Here is a 15,414-nt window from a genome sequence, read left to right on the forward strand (position 1 = left end):
GGCGTGTGGTTCGCCGTCCCGCCGGGATACGCGTCGCTGCCGCTGGAGAACATCCCGGAGACGATCGAGATCACCGGCAAGCTGCTCGGCGAGCTCGGCACGCCGCAACTGCGGGAGTCGGGCGACTTCGTGCTGGAGGCGTTGCGCACGTTTCTGCGTACCCTGGCCGATCGCCGAGCCGTTTATTGTGGCGTCGGCCGGCACCGTTCGGCCATCAACGATCAGTTGATCAGCTCGTCGTTGGTCGTGACGCTGCTCGAGTTCCCGGACGAGAGCAATCCCCGGCTCGTTCTGGCGAACCTGCTCGAAGCCAAGGCCGATGCGGACGATGTAGGTCAGCCTGATCTGGTGGATCTGGTCAACGGGCCGGCCATGTTCTTCGAGCGCACCGTGATGATGCCGGCGCCGGCGATTCCGGGGCAGCATGTGCTGGCCGAGGGTGTGGAGTCGCCGGTGTGGCAGCTGGAGGCGTTTGTGCCGTCGCCGCAGGGGGACAAGCTTGCGACGATTGAGGTCTCCACGTCGTTTGCGGAGCATGGGCCGCAGTACAGGGCGATGCTCGTGGCCATGGCGAGTGGGGTTGTCTTCGAGGAGCCGGTTGATTCGGATCCGTTGGCGGCGCTTCTCGGTTAGGGGCTGGTGCCTGCCGCGTTGAGGTGGGTGAGGACGGCGAGGACTCGGCGGTGGCCGCTGTCGGTGATGGCGAGGCCGAGTTTGGCGAAGATGTTGCCGATGTGTTTGTGGACCGCGTTGTCGGTGATGTGCAGGCGGTGGCCGATGGTGGTGTTGTCGTGGCCCTGCGCCATCAGGGCGAGCACCTCGCGTTCGCGGGCGGTGAGGGTGGCGATCGGGTCGCCGGCACGCTGGACCAGCTGGGCGATGACCTCGGCGTCCATCGCTGTGCCACCGGCGGCGACGCGGTGCAGGGCGTCGACGAATTCCTCGACCCGGCTGACGCGGTCCTTGAGGAGGTAGCCGATGCCGCCGCCGGTGGTGGCGAGCAGTTCGGCGGCGTACTGCTGCTCGACGTACTGAGACAGCACCAGGATCGGCAGGCCGGGGTGTTCGCGACGGGCCCGGAGGGCGGCTCGGATGCCCTCGTCCCGAAATGACGGCGGCAGCCGGACGTCGACGATGGTGACGTCGGGCTGATGGTCCCGCACCGCGGTGAGGAAGTCCGCCGCGTTGTCGACGACGGCGGCCACCTGGCAGTCGTAGCGGCCGAGGAGCAGTTCCAGGCCGGTGGACAGCAGCACGTTGTCCTCGGCGATCACAACCCGCATGGCAGCTCCATCGTGATGGTCGTGGGCCCGCCGGGTGGGCTGTCGATGGTGATGGTGCCGTCGAGGGCGAGGACCCGGCGCCGGATGCCGGCCAGTCCGGTGCCCCGCCGCTGATCGGCGCCGCCGATGCCGTTGTCGGTGACCACCACGGACAAGCGGTCTGCCGTACGGCTCACCCGTGCACCCGCCGTGGTTGCCCCGCTGTGTCTGGCGGCATTGGTGAGCGACTCGGCGACGGCGAAGTAGACGACGGCCTCCACGGCAGCCGGCACGCGTCCGAGATCGCCGATGTCCAGCCGGGTCGGCACGCCGCAGCGGGTCGTCACCGCGGTCAGTGCACCGTCGAGTCCCCGGTCCGCGAGGATCGGGGGATAGACGCTGCGGATCACATCGCGGAGTTCGGTCATGGCCTCCTCGGTTCCTTCGTGGGCGTCGCGAAGAAGTTCTCCCAGGAACTGTTCGTCACGGGGATCGTCGGACAGCACCTGTCTGGCGACGGCCAGCCGCATCGCGATCGACACCAGCCGGGCCTGGGTGCCGTCGTGCAGGTCGCGCTCGATGCGGCGCAGTTCCGCGCCGTGGGCGTCGAGCACGTCCGCCCGGGTGCGGGTCAGCACGGCGACCCGTTCGGCGAGCTCCCCGGCCGTCGAGTGCGACAGCACGACCAGGCAGATCCGCGCGTGCGCACGAGCGATCGGTGGGAAGCCGAGGAAGGTGAGCGCGGCCAGCAGGACGATCTGCAGCGGGCCGAGGGTGAGCGCGGTCGTCCAGCCGGTCACCGCGATGTCGATGAACAGCCGTGGCCTTTCCTCGAAGGTGAACGCCCACCACAACGGCGTGGCGATCGTGGCGACGACGACGTTGCCCACGCACAGCAGCGCGAGCAGTCCGAGGGCCATCCCGGTTACGGCGTTCACCGGAAGCCAGAGCAGGGCGCGGCGCGTGGTGGGATCCGTGCGTGACGCCGGTGGCGTACCGAGCAGACGGCCGGCCCGGTCGCGGTGCCTGTCCGCCCACAGAAGAGCGAACCGCGGAGCGCACAGCAGCGGCAGTGCGAGCACCGTGACGATCCCGGACACCAGCGATCCCAGCAGGTAGATCCCGCTGCGCCGCACCTGAGACCACCGCCCGCGTGACATGGCGTCGAGTCTGCCCCGGCGGTGACCACCGTGGCACTACAGCCAGCTGTATCGTCTGCCGCCGCCGTACCTCATAGCGTCGGACGGCATGGGATTGAACAGCGTATTAGCGATGGCCGTGATCGTGGCCCTCACCGGCGCCGGGGTGGAACGGGACGCCGACGCCCTCCACGCACTCGGGGTGACCGGCGTGCAGGCCCGGGTCACCACCTCCGACGGACGGCACCACACAGCAACCAGCGGGGTCGCCGACCTCGCCACCGGCCGGCCGATGATGCCCGATGGACGTTTCCGGATCGCGAGCACCCACAAGGCGTTCGAGGCCGTCATCGCGCTGCAGCTCGTCGGGGAGCGCAGGCTGTCCCTCGACGACACCGTCGAGCGGTGGCTACCCGGCGTCGTGCGCGGCAACGGTTACGACGGGAGCGGGATCACCGTGCGCCAGCTCCTGCAGAACACCAGCGGCATCACCGATGACCTGCCCGGATACACGACGCCAGCGGAATACCTCGAGCAGCGCTACGACGTCTACACCCGCGAGCAACTCGTGGCGCGGGCGATGAAGCACCCCTTGGCATCGGGATGGCATTACTCCAACACCGGCTTCATCCTGGTCGCGATGATCATCGAACGGGTCACCGGCCGCTCCCTGCGCGAGGAGACCGAAGATCGGATAGTCCGGCCACTCGGCCTGCACGACACGACGTTCCCGGGGACGTCGGCGGGCCTGCCGGGGCCGCACGCGCAGGCGTACCAGCTCTTCGGGACCGGCGAGCTGACGGATGTCACCGAACAGGTCTCCGGCGACCCGGACTCCGTCATTTCCAGCACCAAAGATCTGGACCGATTTTTCCGTACGCTGCTGAGCGGCGGACTTCTGCGACCGGCACAACTGGCCGACATGAAAAGAACCGTGCCGGTCAGCGCCGACATCGAACAGATCTGGCCCCACGGACAGTACGGGCTCGGCCTTGCCCGCCGCCCGCTGCCGTGCGGCGGTTTCTACTGGGGTCACGACGGCGGCGACGCCGGTTTCATCACGGGCACCGGCGTCACCGACGACGGCCGGCGTAGTGCGGTGGTGTCCATGTCGGCCGCGCTCGGAGACACGCTGGAGCACCAGCTCCAGCAGCAACACGCGGCCGACACCCTGATCGAGAACGCCCTGTGCGGCCGCGCCTGACGGTGGTCAGCGGGCCCGGCCGGCGGTCAGCCAGCTGCGCACCCGGCCCACCCCGAAGCCCGCCGGGAGCAGGTCACGCCGGCGGACCTCGGCCAGGATCCAGGCCGGGCAGCGGCCCCGGTACGAGCGGAAGGACTCCGCGGGCAGTGGCATCGGGTTCAGCGCGAGCCAGCTGTCCTTGGTCAGGATCGCCCGGCACCGGTTGCGGGGCAGTGGCAGGTAGTCGGCGAAGCGGCTCTTGTCCTGGCTCGTGATCTTCAGGATCGTGGCCTGATCGCCACCGCCGCGCAGCACCAGTACCGGCCGGTCCTTGCCCTCGTCGTCGCCGTCGAACGTCACGAAGGCGTTCCAGATCTCTCCCGCCGTCGGCCTCCGCCTGCTGTCGGGCAGCAGGGCGGGCGCCAAGTGGCGGACCACCGCGATCGCCAGCAGGAGAATGGCGAGGGCGCCCAGCGGCTCGACGAGCAGCATCACCCAGAGCGTCCGCGGCGAGGCTGTACGCGGATCCGCGTACACCGGGACGTGGTTCGTTATCGCCCAGGCCGCCACCAGACCGGTCGCCGACAGCAGCACGAACGCCCGCACGACGAGGTGCAGGACCCCCGGCCGGCGGATGAACTCGAACGCGGCGACGGTCAACATCAGCGCGGCCAAGGAGACCGCGGCCGCCGTCCAGAACGCGTCGACCGGGAAACCCACGAGACGGGCAAGGTATCTCGCACCCGAGCAGCAGACCAGCAGGATCAGCGCCCGGCCCGCGACGGCGAGTAGGGGTTCCCGGCTGTGCGAGCGGAAACGGCGTGCCAGCAAAAGGGCCACTGCCAGCGCGATCAGCAGGGTCGTCCAGACCGCGCCGCTGCTGCCGGGGTTGCCGGTGAGCAGGTCAGCCGGAGCCGCCAGGAGCAGCGCCGCGCAGCCGTAGATCGCTACCACGCCCGCGGCGATCACCGGCCCGGTCAGGCGCAGGAAAGCATCCACGCGATCCCCGGCGATCACGCACAGCAGCACGCTGACGATCAGCGTGGTGATCACCACGAGTGCACCGGTCCCACTCAGCAGATCCATCTCCGCACCCCCCGTCGTTCACCTCACCCTGCCATGACGGGGATCCTGAGTGGACTGTCCGAATGGTGGACGTCAGTTCACACCGGAGGTGAGCTCGGCGAAGAGCCGGTTCGCGGCGGGCGAGGCGAATTGGCGCTGCAGTTCCGCCCGGGCGATCTTCTTGCGGAATTCTCCCGCGTAGGTTGTGTCGCCGGCGTCGTGCATCGTGTCCGTGATCCAGGCGGCGAAGGCCTGGTAGTTCCAGATGTGGCCCAGGCAGTCGTCGGAGTAGCTGTCGAGCAGGGCATCGTCGTTGTTCCTGACCTGCTGGATGACGGCGCGCGCGAACGTCTCGGCATCGTTGAGGGCGAGGTTGATGCCTTTCGCGCTCATCGGCGGCACGATGTGCGCGGCGTCGCCGAGCAGGTAGAGCCGGCCGTACCGCATGGGTTCGTAGACCACGCTGCGCAGGGGCACGATCCGCTTGTCGATGATCGGTCCGGTCTGCCGGGCGGAGCCGTACCGGGCTTCGAGTTCGCTCCAGATCCGCTCGTCCGGCCACTGCGCCACAGTGGATTCGAGGGGGATCTGGAGGTAGATGCGGCTGGCGTTCGCCCCGCGGGGGATCAGGCCGGCGAGGCCACGCGAGTGGATGGCCATGCCCGAGGAGGTTCCCGGCACCGCGGCGAGGACGCTGAGCCACGCGTAGCCGTACTCGTGGGAGTAGCGGGTCAGGATCCCGTCGGGGATAGATGCCCGGCTGACGCCCCTGTCGCCGTCGCAACCGGCGACGAAGCTGGCGCGGATGACCTCTTCCGAGCCGTCGGTGCCGCGGTACCGCGCGAGGGGGACGTCGGTCGTGAGGTCGGCCAGGGTGACGTCGGAGGCCTGGAAGCGGAGGTCTCCGCCGTCGCGCAGGAAGGCGTCGGTGAGGTTGCGGACGAGGACCTGCTGGGGGCAGAGGATGCTGTCGTTGTTGTCCTCGTCGTCGAACTCGATCGGCAACTCTTCGCCGTCGATCCAGAAGCCGCCCGCGACCTCGGGCAGTGGGTCGCCGTTCAGCACCTCGCCAAGACCCCAGGCTCGATACATGCGTACGCCGCGCGCGTCGACCGTCCCGGCACGCTGGCGCTGTTCGACGTATTCGCGGGTGTTCTTCTCCAGGACGATGCAGCTGACATCGTTGCGGAGCAGGAAGTTGCCGAGCGTGAGCCCGGCGACCCCGGCTCCGACGATGACGACGGTGGTTTCGATCATCAGGTCCAGCCTCCATGACGTGGTGCGATGCGGTGATCACCACTCTGCTCGCCGCCCCGATCGCCGACCACCGTTAACTGGACGGCATTTACCGGGAACCCGCCAAGCCGTGCTGCGCTTGATAGCGACCCGGCGTCTGACCGACCACCTCGGTGAACGCCTCGATGAAGCTGGTCGGGTTCAGCCATCCGCACAGCGCCGCGGTCTCGGTGACGGAGCGGCCGTCGGTGAGGTGGATCAGGCCGTGCTGGACGCGCAGGACGGTGCGCCACCGGTGGAAGCTCATGCTCAGCTCGGCGTGGAAGAGCCGGCTCAGGGTGCGCTCGCTCGCCCCGGCGATGCGGCCCAGCTCGTGCAGCGTTGACGAGCGGGCGGGGTTCTCGTGCAGCAGATCGGTCACCTTCTGCAGCCGGTCGTCGCGAGGCTCCGGCAGGTGCAGGGACTCCTCGGGGATCTTGGTGAGTTCGTCGATGATGACGGCACACAACCGGTCGTGGGCGCCCGGGCGCGTCTCGGGCCGGTCGGTCAGAGCCAGCAGGACCTCGCGCAACAGGGGATCGACCGCGAAGACGCTCGGGTGCGCCACCAGGTCGCCGCAGCGTTCGGCCGGAATCGCGATGAGCCGGACATCGGTCTCGCCGTAGAAGCGATGCGAATGCCGGAATCCCGGCGGCGTCCACGTCACCCGGTTGGCCGGTGCCACCCAGGTGCCCCGGTCGGTGGTCGTGGCCAGGGCGCCCGCGGCGGCGTACACCAATTGGCCCTCGGGGTGTGAATGGGGCGCGAGCTGAAACCCGTGCGGAAGCCATCCCGCGCCGCTCGGGGTGTCCCCGTGCAGATCGTCCGACGGCGGGAAGGTGTGGCGGGCTTCCGGCATAGGACGGCAGCTTACCGGTGATCGCATCCCTTCGGCCGGCCAAGGATGAGCCGATGGACAGCCTTGATGAGCTGACGAGACAGGGCAGGGCGGGCCTCGGCTGACCGGATGTCTACAACTGCGGCTTGTTGTCGGCGGTGATCAGGGCCAGCAGGGCCAGCGCCTCGGCCGACGGCGAGCCTGCCGGCGCCGTGCAGGTGACGAGGATCTGGTCCGGGCTGCTCAGGGAGCGCAGCGACTGCTGGGTCGTGGTCAGCCGTCCCACCAGGGGATGGTGCAGGTCGTAGTCCGTGGTGGCGCACGGCTGCACGCTGTGGTCGGCCCACAGCTCGGCGAACTCGGCACTTCTCATGGACAGCGTGCCGATCAGCGTGGCAAGGACCGTGTCGTGCGGATGCAGGCCGACGACGAGGCGCAGGTTGCCGACGACGGCCCGCGCCTTCGCTGCCCAGTCGACGTACAGATCCTGTTGGTAGCCGTCGAGGAAGACAAGTTCGGCCATGTTCGGCCGGTTGCCGGGATCGGCCGGCGCTTCGCGGGCGAGGTCGAGACCGAGGAGCGCATGCCCGGCCGCATTCCAGGCGAGCACATCGGTACGCCGCCCGAGCACGACGGCCGGCACGTCGCCGAGCACCGCCAGGAGATCGGCGAGGGCCGGATCCACCTGCTCGACGGGCGGCGGCTGGGCTCCCTGCCTGGTGTGCCCGGCAGCGGCAAGCGCGTGCAGGTGTGCCCGCTCGGTCTCGTTCAGCCGCAGCGCCCGCGCGATCGCGTCGAGGATCTCCGCCGAGGCGTTGCGGGACTGCCCCTGTTCGAGCCGGGTGTAGTACGACGCACTCACGCCCGCCAGCAGGCCCAGCTCCTCCCTGCGCAGCCCGGCGACCCGGCGCCGGTCGCCATAGGTGGCCAGTCCCACGTCCTCCGGGGTCACCCGGGCGCGCCATGCCTGCAGGGCCTCACCCAACGGCCATTCGATCGTGCTCATATTCCGAGTATGCGGGGCCGGTGCGGCCGCAGCCTGACCCTGCGAGGGGTAGGCACAAGGCGGGCTGGTTCCCGGCATCGGATCGGGCGTTACCTGTGATCCGTCAGCGGACAACAACCGCACCGGAATCCTCCGGACCAGGAGAAATCTCGTGAACAACATCTTCAGCCGTCGGCTCGTCATCGCCGCGGCCCTCGCCGGCCTCCTGAGCGGCTCCGTCGTGTCCGGCGTGCCCGCCGTCGCCGGCGTACCCGCCGTCGGGTCGGTCAGCTCCGCTTCGGTTACCGGCGCGCGGGTCGCCGTACATTTCAATCTTGCCGCCGGGCAGATGCCGGAGAACATCGTCCTGGACCACCACGGCAGTGTCGATGTGACCTTCGCCGGCAGCCGTCAGGTCGCCCGCGTCGATGCCCGCGGCGCCATCACCGTGCTCGCCACCCTGCCCGCACCGGCAGACCCGGCTGCGGTGACCCCCGTGCTCGGGTTCCCGCTGGTCACCGGTCTGGTCCGCGACGGCCGGACCTTCTACGTCGCCTACGCCACCGGCTCCGCCGCCGAGACCGGCATCTGGAAGTTCACCGAGGGTGGTACGCCCCGGCGCATCGCCGCGCTCCCCGCCGACGGACTGCCCAACGGCATGGCGCAGGACCCCGCCACCGGCACGCTGTACGTGAGCGACTCGGTCCTCGGAGCCGTCTACGCCGTCTCACCGGCGGGCCGGGTGCGCACGGTCAGTTCCGACCCCGCGCTGGCCGCCGACGGCCTGCTCGGCGTGAACGGCGTCAAAGTGCGCGACAACGAGGTGTACGTCTCCAACCTCGACAGGGGCACCGTCCTGCGCTTCCCGATCGGCGGCGGCCCGGTCCGCGTCGTGGCCTCCGGCCTGGCCGGGATCGACGACTTCGAGTTCACCGGTCGCGGCCACGAGATCGTCGCGGCACTCAACACGGGCAGCGAAGTCGTCCTCGTCGATCACGGGCACGCGCAGGTGCTGCTCACCGCCGCCGACGGACTGTCCAACCCCACCTCGGTCGCCGTACGTGGCCGCACGATCCTCGTGCCCAGCGCCGCCTACGTCACCCAGCAGGACCCGAACCTGGTGATCGGAACGTTGCACGAATGACTTCTTCGGCGCGCTCAACCCTCGCTGCGGACCCAGCCGTACACGACGGCGATCAACGCCAGGGCGATGATCGCGGTGAACCGGACGAACTCGAACGTCTTGCCGTACGCCTTCTTCCGGGCGCCCGGTAGCCCGCCCTTGGCCTTCTGGTGGTCGGCTCGGGCGGAGCGACTGCCGTCCAGGAGACGCGCGAACTTCATCCCGATGAACAGTGCCGCGATCGCGCCGAGAATGAACAGGCCCATGGCAACCCCTTTGCCGACGGCGACCTGACTCTGATCACCGTATTGAAGGTCCATCGCGGTAACCAGGCGCTGTTCAGTCGACCGATTCCGGCTGTCGCGTCGAACCGAGGGTGGCGAGGCCGGCGCGGACCGCGTCGGCCTCGGGGCGGCCGATGTCGTCGAGGATGGCCAGCGCGTCCTCCCAAGCGTCCCGGGCGGCGTCAAGGTCACCTGTCGCGCGGTGGGTCTCGCCCAGCTTGATCAGAGGGTCGGGCTCGTAGTAGCGGTCGCCGACCTCCCGGTACAGCGTGTGCGCGCGCCGGTAGCACGCGATGGCTTCGGCGTGCCGGCCGAGGAGATGGTGGGCGTAGCCGAGGTTCTCCCACGTCCCGGCCTGCCCGGCGAGGTCGCCGATCTGCTGCTGGAGCTCCAGGGCCTGCTCGCAGACGGTCAGTGCCTGCTGATGGTCGCCGAGCAGCAGGCGGAATTCTCCGACCGAGTTGAGGGCACGGGCCTGCCCACCCGTATGACCGGCCTTCTCGAACAGCTCGACGGCCTGGAGGGCGTGCTCCAGGGCTTGCCGGAAGTCGCCCCGCCGGTTCCACAACAGGATCAGGCCACGCTGGGCGTGGCCCTGTCCCACCGGGTCGGCGGCCTCGGTGGCGAGTTCCAGGACCGTCCGGAGCTCGGACTCGGCGTCCTCGACACGGTCCAGATGGGTGTAGGCGTGCGCGAGGACGCGGTGGGCGCGCAACTGTGCCGTCGGATCTGCCAGCCGGACAGCGGCGGCCACCGCGGCCCGACCGGCCACCGCACAGTCCTGGTGGTGGCCCTGGCGGTAGAGGAAGGACCACATGCTCCAGGTCAGCTGCCAGGTGTGGGTGTCGTGGCCGGTGGTCCCGGCGAGTTCGACGACGGCGATCAGCGCTGCCCGTTCGGTGGTGAACCACTCCAGGGCCTGCGACTCGTCGGTCAACTGCCACGGTGAGACGCCGGGCCGCGCCGGGGCGAGGTCGATCACGTCCTTGGTCGGGTCGAACAGCCGGGCGGCCGCGTGAGCGGTGTGCAGGTAGTGGTCGAGCAGCCTGGTGGTGGCGTCGCTGCGTTGCTGGTCGGTGTCCAGGGCTCGGGTCTGCTCGGAGGCGTACGCGCGGAGCAGATCGTGGAAGCCGTACCGGCCGGAGGCATGTTCGGTGAGCAGATTGCCGCGGGTCAGTTCGCCCAGGAGCCGCCGGGTTTCCGGGACGGGCCGGCCGGTGAGGGAGGCCGCCGCGGACACGTCGACGTCGGGGCCGGGGTGGAGTCCGAGCAGGCGGAACAGCCGGGCCGCGGCGGGGGAGAGGGTGGCGATGGACCAGGAGAACACCGTACGGATCTGACTGGCGGGGTCGCCGGTGTCGAGTGCGTCCAGGCGATGCCCGGCGTCGCGAACTCCGGCGGCCAGCGTGGCCAGCGAGAAGCCGGTCTGCTGGGCACGGGCGGCGGCGATGGCCAGGGCCAGCGGCAGCCGGGCACAGGCGGTGATCAGCTCGTCGACCGCGTCCGGCTCGGCCGCGATCCGGGCCGCGCCGAGCCGCCGGGTGAGCAGGTCGCGGGCCTGGGACCGGGTCAGCAGGTCGAGGGTCAGCGGATGGGCGCCATGGGTGGCCTGCAGACCGGTGAGAACGTTGCGGCTGGTGATGACGACCAGGCAGTCGGCGGTGCCGGGCAGCAGCGGGCGGACCTGGTCGCTGTCGCGGGCGTTGTCCAGCACGATGAGCAGCCGCCGGCCCACCACCACGGACCTGTACAACGCTGCCTGGTCCTCGAGGTCGGCGGGAATGCGGTGGGCCTCGACGTCCAGGGCCCCCAGAAATCCGCGGAGCGCGTCGCCCGGTGCCAGTGCCGAGCCGTCGTGGTGGAAGCCGCGCAGGTTGACGTACAACTGACCGTCGGGGAACCGGCCGGCGACCCGGTGAGCCCAGTGCACGGCCAGGGCGGTCTTGCCGATCCCGGCCGTGCCGTCGATCGCGGAGATCACCACCGCCGAAGGAGCCTCAGCCGCGGTGAGGAGCTCGTCCAAATCGGCCAACTGCTCGGTCCGGCCGGTGAACGCCGGCACGTCGGAGGGCAACTGAGCCGGCACCGCCCAGCGGTTGCGCCGCGCGGCCGGCGCAACTGTTCCCGGCCTGCGCCGGTCCGACGCGTCCTGCATGGTCCGGTATTCCTCGTGCCACCGCTGCAGATTGAGAAGCCGGGAGGGTACGACGATCCGATGTGCTCGTGCGTGCCCGGCGCAGGCGCTGACGAACGCCTCGACGGTCTCCCAGCGTGGGGTGCGGGGCCCGTTCAGCAGATCACCGATGGTCGAGACACGAAGTACCAGGCCGGCCCGCTTGGCATGCCCGGCCAACCCCCGATACGTCGGTCGGCGCACCTGCTCGAAAAGGTTCTGCAGCTCGGCCCGTAACACCTGCACGGAATCGGTCACGCCGTATACCTGATCACACAATCAGGGCGGCCGGAACCATCGGCGGTCCACTTTGTCCGTTGTCCGATCGCGTCCGATTCGGGGCCGTACCGGACGCCCCCTACGGCATTGTTGATCCGTTGCCATCGGGGGGTGGCGGCGCCCCTGCACGAGCAGGGTGCGCCGTCACTGGCTTGGATCGGATTCTCCCGCAGGGCTCAACCGGGGCGATGGAAGATGATGACGCCACTGGTTCGCAGTGCGACCTGGTAGCCGTACCCCGGTAAGCGGTCGAGGGCGGCTGCCATCGTCACGGGTGTCGCCATGGTGGTGTCCGGCGGGTCGGTGACGGCGACCCACTCGGGTCGGACGTCGGCCCGCGGGTACACGGGGAAGAAGTAGACGGTGCGGCGGGAGGTGAGCTGCGGCGCCAGCCGGTTGTCCGCGGCTACCTGGGCGTTGTCCGGTATGCGGGCCAACGCCAGGCGTACCTGCCGAGTCTCGGCGCTGGTGGCCCAGACGTCAGGGCTCAGGAGGCCGCGCAGCGGTAGGGGAGTCAGCATCGTCGCGGCAACGGCGATCACGCAGGTGGCGTGGACCGCTGCCCGCGCACGGCGTCCGGTCCCCGTCGTGTTGAGCGCGTCGAGGAACGCCACGAACACGATCGGCATCAGGACGGCGCTGTACTGGAAGCCGGTGCCCCAGTAGAGCGGGTTCGTCGACCAGAACCGCCATGCCAGCGTCGGCACCGCGGCGAGCAGCAGCGGTGAGCGCAGCGCGAAGAACAGCGTAGGCGCGACGAGCCACAGCAGGGTGCGCAGCTTGGCGGCGGGAAGGAGCAGGCGGTGCAGCGGGTCCTGGCCGTCGAGGGCCGCACTTTCGGCGTACGGGTAGACGTGCGCGAAATTCAACGCCGGCAGGATCGCGCCGACGATGACGAGACCGGAGCAGAGCGCGATCAGGATCGTCGCAGCGCCGAGAGACCGCCGCCCGCGCAGCGCCACCAGCAGGCCGATCACCGCCACCGTCGCGGGCAGGTCCTCCTTCACCGCGATCAGCGGCAGCGTCCACGCGACTGCGGCGACGAAGCGCCGCTCGACGAGCGCGGTCAGGCCGAACGCCAGCAGCGGAACGCCAAAGGCGACCTCGTGAAAGTCGAAGTCAACGGCCGACTGCAAACCCCACGACATCCCGTACGCCAGTCCGGCGCTCACCGCGGCCCCTCGGCCCGCGATGCGGATGGCGAGCCGGGTGATCGGTATCGACGACGCGGCGATCAGGGCGGCCTGCGCGCACAGGAGGGTGATCGGGCTCGGAAACAGCCGGTACAGCGGGGCGAGCACGGCGAGGATCGGATGAAAGTGGTCGCCCAGCAGGTTGAAGCCGGGCGCCTTGATCGTCGCCTCAGGGACGCCGAAGTGGGCGTACCCGCGTACCGCCTGTTCGAAGATGCCCAGGTCGTAACCGCTGGTCTCCAGCCGCAGATGCCGGTGTACCGACCAGGACGCGTAGGTGAAGAAAAGCGCGGCGGCCAGCAGATACGGTGCCGCGGTGGCCTGCGCGGTGGCAGCCGGGGCACGGACAGCGGTTGCGGACATGCGGGGAGAGTCGAGCACGGCGGCTGAACCGCCACTGAAGCAACCTTAAAATGCTTCAGGTACGCGGTGCTTGCGGCAGCTCCGCGACGAGGCGCGCGCCGTCGGTGGTGTCGGCCGCGTACAGGCGGCCACCGTGGCGTACGGCGATGTCCCGGGCGATCGCCAGACCCAGTCCGGCACCGCCGTGACTCCGGTCGCGAGCCTCGTCGACCCGGGCGAACCGTTCGAAGACCCGTTCCCGATCGGCTTGCGGGATGCCGGGTCCGTCGTCCTGGACCTCCACGCGAACGACGCCGGGCTCGGGTTCCGCGACGGTCACGGTGATGCGGTCGCGTGCGTACCGGGAGGCGTTCTCCAGAAGGTTTCCCAGCATCCTGGCCAGTTCTCCCTCACGCCCGATCACCAGCGCGGGCCCACCGGCCACCACGACGAACCGCTCGTCCGGCGGCACCCGGTAGCGTCGCTCGCCGACCAGTTCCTCCGCTGTCGCGGCGATGTCGACCGGCCTCCCGCGAGCCGGCGCCGTCCGCTCCAGGCGCGCGAGCAACAGCAGGTCGTCGGTGAGCCGCTGCAACCGCTCGGTGCCGGTGCGCAGGACCTCCGGGTCGACAGCGCCGCCGTGCGTGACGGCGACGTCGGCGATGTTGCGCAAGCCGGCGAGGGGGCTGCGCAGCTCGTGCGCCGCGTCGGCGACGAATCGGCGCTGCCGCTCGGCCGCGTCGGTGAGCCGGTCGAGGGTCTCGTTCATGGTGACGGCCAGCCGGGCGATCTCGTCGCCGGTCCGCGGCTGGGGCACCCGGCTGCTCATGTCCGCGGCGGTGATGCGTGCCAGCTCGTCGCGCATCCGCTCGACCGGTCGCAGCGCGCGTCCTGCGGCCCACCAGGCGACCGCGGCGACGAACAGTACGGCGAGGGGGAGACCACGGCGGAGCCAGCGGTCGACCGGAGCCACGGCGGCCTCCGCGTCGAGCGGAGACAGGAGCATGTAGACGGTCGCACCCGACGGGCTGACGTTGTAGGTCACCAGGGTGACCGCACGACCGTCGAACTGCCCTTGTGCGCCGCTGCGGGCAGGTCGCAGGAGAACGTCGACGCGGCCGTAGTCATCGTCCGGCTCGGGTGGGATGGCGGGGAACGTCAGACCGCTTTCCCGTACGTAATAAGCCAGCTGATTCTGAGCAAGCAGCAGCTTGCCGCGCTCGTCGACCACCGCGAAGCTGATGCCCAAGCCGAAATAGGGAAATTCATACCACCTGTCGTACGCACAGCGCTCAGGATCCTTCTCAACATCGCAGTCTCCCGGGCTGTTCGCCAAAGCACCCCCGTCCGCGTTGATCCTCGCCGCAGGCGTGTCATAGGTCGCCGCGATGGCCCGGGCCTGTGACTGCGCGGTCGCGAGAGACCCCGCCACGCTGTTCGCGTAGATCACATGGCGCAGCCAGAGCGCCCCGCCCCCGAGACACAACGCAGCCGCCAGCGCCGCCGCGGCCGCCGCACGGACCCGTACCGGCAGCTGAGGCCTAGGCACGCGCGTCGACCAGCCGGTAGCCGGCCCCGCGGATCGTCTCGATGCTCACCAGGCCGAACGGCACGTCGATGCTGCGCCGCAGCGCCCGGATGTAGACCTCGACGATGTTCAGGTCGCCCTCGTAGGCCGCATCCCACACCTCGTCGAGAATCTCCCCCTTGCTCACCACCGTGTTGGCCCGGCGCGCCAGGCAGGCCAGGACCGAGAACTGCTTGGCGGTCAGCGTGATCGGCGTCGGCCCGCGCGAACAGACCCGCCGCGCCTGGTCGACGACCAGATCCCCAACCTTCAGCAGCGCCGGCCTGGGCTCGCCACCCCGGCGCAGCAGCGCCCGCACGCGAGCCAGCAGAACGACGTACGAGAAGGGCTTCGTCAGATAGTCGTCCGCCCCGGTGTCCAGCGCCTCCGCCTCGTCGTACTCACCGTCCTTGGCGGTCAGAACCAGCACCGGCGTGCCCACCCGCGCATCCCGCAGCCGAGCGCACACCTGATAGCCGTTCAGCTGCGGCAGCATCAGATCCAGGATGATCGCCTGATAGCCCTCGCTCAGGGCCAGCTCGAGCCCGGCGTTCCCGTCATGAGCCACATCGACTGTGTAACCCTCCGCGGTCAGGCCACGCCGCAGGGACTCGGCCAGCTCGCGCTCATCTTCCACAATCAGCAGCCGCACCAGGCCATACTGCCAGCCCCCGGCCCCGCAATCCTGAAGCTCACTTCAGCCTGC

14 protein-coding genes are annotated in these 15,414 nt (G+C 69.8%); 3 read left to right on the forward strand and 11 right to left on the reverse strand.

The genetic code is table 11. From position 1 onward, the window contains the following. The first annotated feature begins 3 nt into the window (after positions 1-3). Entirely contained in the window at positions 4-633 is a 630-nt protein-coding gene (locus Aco04nite_RS49595) for a hypothetical protein (protein WP_280519340.1), read from the forward strand. Here the strand turns inward: Aco04nite_RS49595 and Aco04nite_RS13580 are convergent. Beyond that, the gene (locus Aco04nite_RS13580) at positions 630-1,283 is read right to left on the reverse strand and encodes a response regulator (protein WP_212997583.1); all 654 of its coding nucleotides are present in this window, start codon (positions 1,281-1,283) and stop codon (positions 630-632) included. The genes Aco04nite_RS49595 and Aco04nite_RS13580 overlap by 4 nt on opposite strands. Then, positions 1,271-2,422, reverse strand: a complete 1,152-nt coding sequence (locus Aco04nite_RS13585; RefSeq protein ID WP_212997584.1) for a sensor histidine kinase — start codon at positions 2,420-2,422, stop codon at positions 1,271-1,273. Before Aco04nite_RS13585 ends, Aco04nite_RS13580 begins: the two co-directional genes overlap by 13 nt. Positions 2,423-2,534: 112 nt before the next feature. On the opposite strand from Aco04nite_RS13585, the gene Aco04nite_RS13590 reads away from it, so the two are divergent. Then, a complete protein-coding gene (locus Aco04nite_RS13590; protein WP_212997585.1) occupies positions 2,535-3,605 on the forward strand; it encodes a serine hydrolase domain-containing protein in 1,071 nt (356 codons plus the stop codon). A 6-nt stretch (positions 3,606-3,611) separates the two neighbouring features. Here Aco04nite_RS13590 and Aco04nite_RS13595 read toward each other — a convergent pair whose 3' ends face one another. The 4 genes from Aco04nite_RS13595 to Aco04nite_RS13610 form a co-directional block, all read right to left on the reverse strand. Continuing rightward, a complete protein-coding gene (locus Aco04nite_RS13595) occupies positions 3,612-4,670 on the reverse strand; it encodes a hypothetical protein (protein ID WP_212997586.1) in 1,059 nt (352 codons plus the stop codon). Between the two features lie 72 nt (positions 4,671-4,742). Further along, positions 4,743-5,906 carry a 4-hydroxybenzoate 3-monooxygenase gene (locus Aco04nite_RS13600; RefSeq protein ID WP_212997587.1) on the reverse strand — a complete coding sequence of 388 codons (1,164 nt, stop codon included), beginning with the start codon at positions 5,904-5,906 and terminating at the stop codon, positions 4,743-4,745. 88 nt (positions 5,907-5,994) lie between these two features. After that, entirely contained in the window at positions 5,995-6,783 is a 789-nt protein-coding gene (locus Aco04nite_RS13605) for an AraC family transcriptional regulator (protein ID WP_212997588.1), read from the reverse strand. 112 nt (positions 6,784-6,895) lie between these two features. Continuing rightward, on the reverse strand, positions 6,896-7,768 hold the full coding sequence (locus Aco04nite_RS13610) for a helix-turn-helix domain-containing protein (RefSeq protein ID WP_212997589.1): 873 nt from the start codon (positions 7,766-7,768) through the stop codon (positions 6,896-6,898). Positions 7,769-7,919: 151 nt separating this feature from the next. Between Aco04nite_RS13610 and Aco04nite_RS13615 the strand changes: the two genes are divergently transcribed. Further along, positions 7,920-8,891 (forward strand): hypothetical protein, encoded by a 972-nt coding sequence (locus Aco04nite_RS13615; protein WP_244875966.1) that lies wholly within the window; start codon positions 7,920-7,922, stop codon positions 8,889-8,891. 14 nt (positions 8,892-8,905) lie between these two features. Here the strand turns inward: Aco04nite_RS13615 and Aco04nite_RS13620 are convergent, their stop codons facing one another. The 5 genes from Aco04nite_RS13620 to Aco04nite_RS13640 form a co-directional block, all read right to left on the reverse strand. Then, positions 8,906-9,190, reverse strand: a complete 285-nt coding sequence (locus Aco04nite_RS13620; protein WP_212997590.1) for a hypothetical protein — start codon at positions 9,188-9,190, stop codon at positions 8,906-8,908. Between the two features lie 19 nt (positions 9,191-9,209). Beyond that, positions 9,210-11,585, reverse strand: a complete 2,376-nt coding sequence (locus tag Aco04nite_RS13625; RefSeq protein WP_212997591.1) for an ATP-binding protein — start codon at positions 11,583-11,585, stop codon at positions 9,210-9,212. Positions 11,586-11,782: 197 nt separating this feature from the next. Beyond that, complete coding sequence (locus tag Aco04nite_RS13630; protein ID WP_212997592.1) at positions 11,783-13,162, reverse strand: DUF2079 domain-containing protein; 1,380 nt, start codon at positions 13,160-13,162, stop codon at positions 11,783-11,785. 55 nt (positions 13,163-13,217) lie between these two features. Continuing rightward, positions 13,218-14,690: a sensor histidine kinase gene (locus Aco04nite_RS13635; RefSeq protein WP_212997593.1), complete on the reverse strand. Its 1,473-nt coding sequence runs from the start codon at positions 14,688-14,690 to the stop codon at positions 13,218-13,220. Continuing rightward, a complete protein-coding gene (locus tag Aco04nite_RS13640) occupies positions 14,683-15,360 on the reverse strand; it encodes a response regulator transcription factor (protein WP_212997594.1) in 678 nt (225 codons plus the stop codon). Before Aco04nite_RS13640 ends, Aco04nite_RS13635 begins: the two co-directional genes overlap by 8 nt. Positions 15,361-15,414: the final 54 nt, after the last annotated feature.

Origin of the sequence: Winogradskya consettensis, assembly GCF_018332715.1 — a bacterium.
GTDB classification, from domain to species: Bacteria; Actinomycetota; Actinomycetes; order Mycobacteriales; family Micromonosporaceae; genus Actinoplanes; species Actinoplanes consettensis.

Excerpts from the sequence above, each read along its gene's own strand:
- Aco04nite_RS13590 (WP_212997585.1), top strand. The coding sequence starts at position 2,535 with ATGGCCGTGATCGTGGCCCTCACCGGCGCCGGGGTGGAACGGGACGCC.
- Aco04nite_RS13585 (WP_212997584.1), bottom strand. The coding sequence starts at position 2,422 with ATGTCACGCGGGCGGTGGTCTCAGGTGCGGCGCAGCGGGATCTACCTG.
- Aco04nite_RS13580 (WP_212997583.1), bottom strand. The coding sequence starts at position 1,283 with ATGCGGGTTGTGATCGCCGAGGACAACGTGCTGCTGTCCACCGGCCTG.
- Aco04nite_RS13595 (WP_212997586.1), bottom strand. The coding sequence starts at position 4,670 with ATGGATCTGCTGAGTGGGACCGGTGCACTCGTGGTGATCACCACGCTG.
- Aco04nite_RS13610 (WP_212997589.1), bottom strand. The coding sequence starts at position 7,768 with ATGAGCACGATCGAATGGCCGTTGGGTGAGGCCCTGCAGGCATGGCGC.
- Aco04nite_RS13605 (WP_212997588.1), bottom strand. The coding sequence starts at position 6,783 with ATGCCGGAAGCCCGCCACACCTTCCCGCCGTCGGACGATCTGCACGGG.
- Aco04nite_RS13630 (WP_212997592.1), bottom strand. The coding sequence starts at position 13,162 with ATGTCCGCAACCGCTGTCCGTGCCCCGGCTGCCACCGCGCAGGCCACC.
- Aco04nite_RS13600 (WP_212997587.1), bottom strand. The coding sequence starts at position 5,906 with ATGATCGAAACCACCGTCGTCATCGTCGGAGCCGGGGTCGCCGGGCTC.
- Aco04nite_RS13620 (WP_212997590.1), bottom strand. The coding sequence starts at position 9,190 with ATGGACCTTCAATACGGTGATCAGAGTCAGGTCGCCGTCGGCAAAGGG.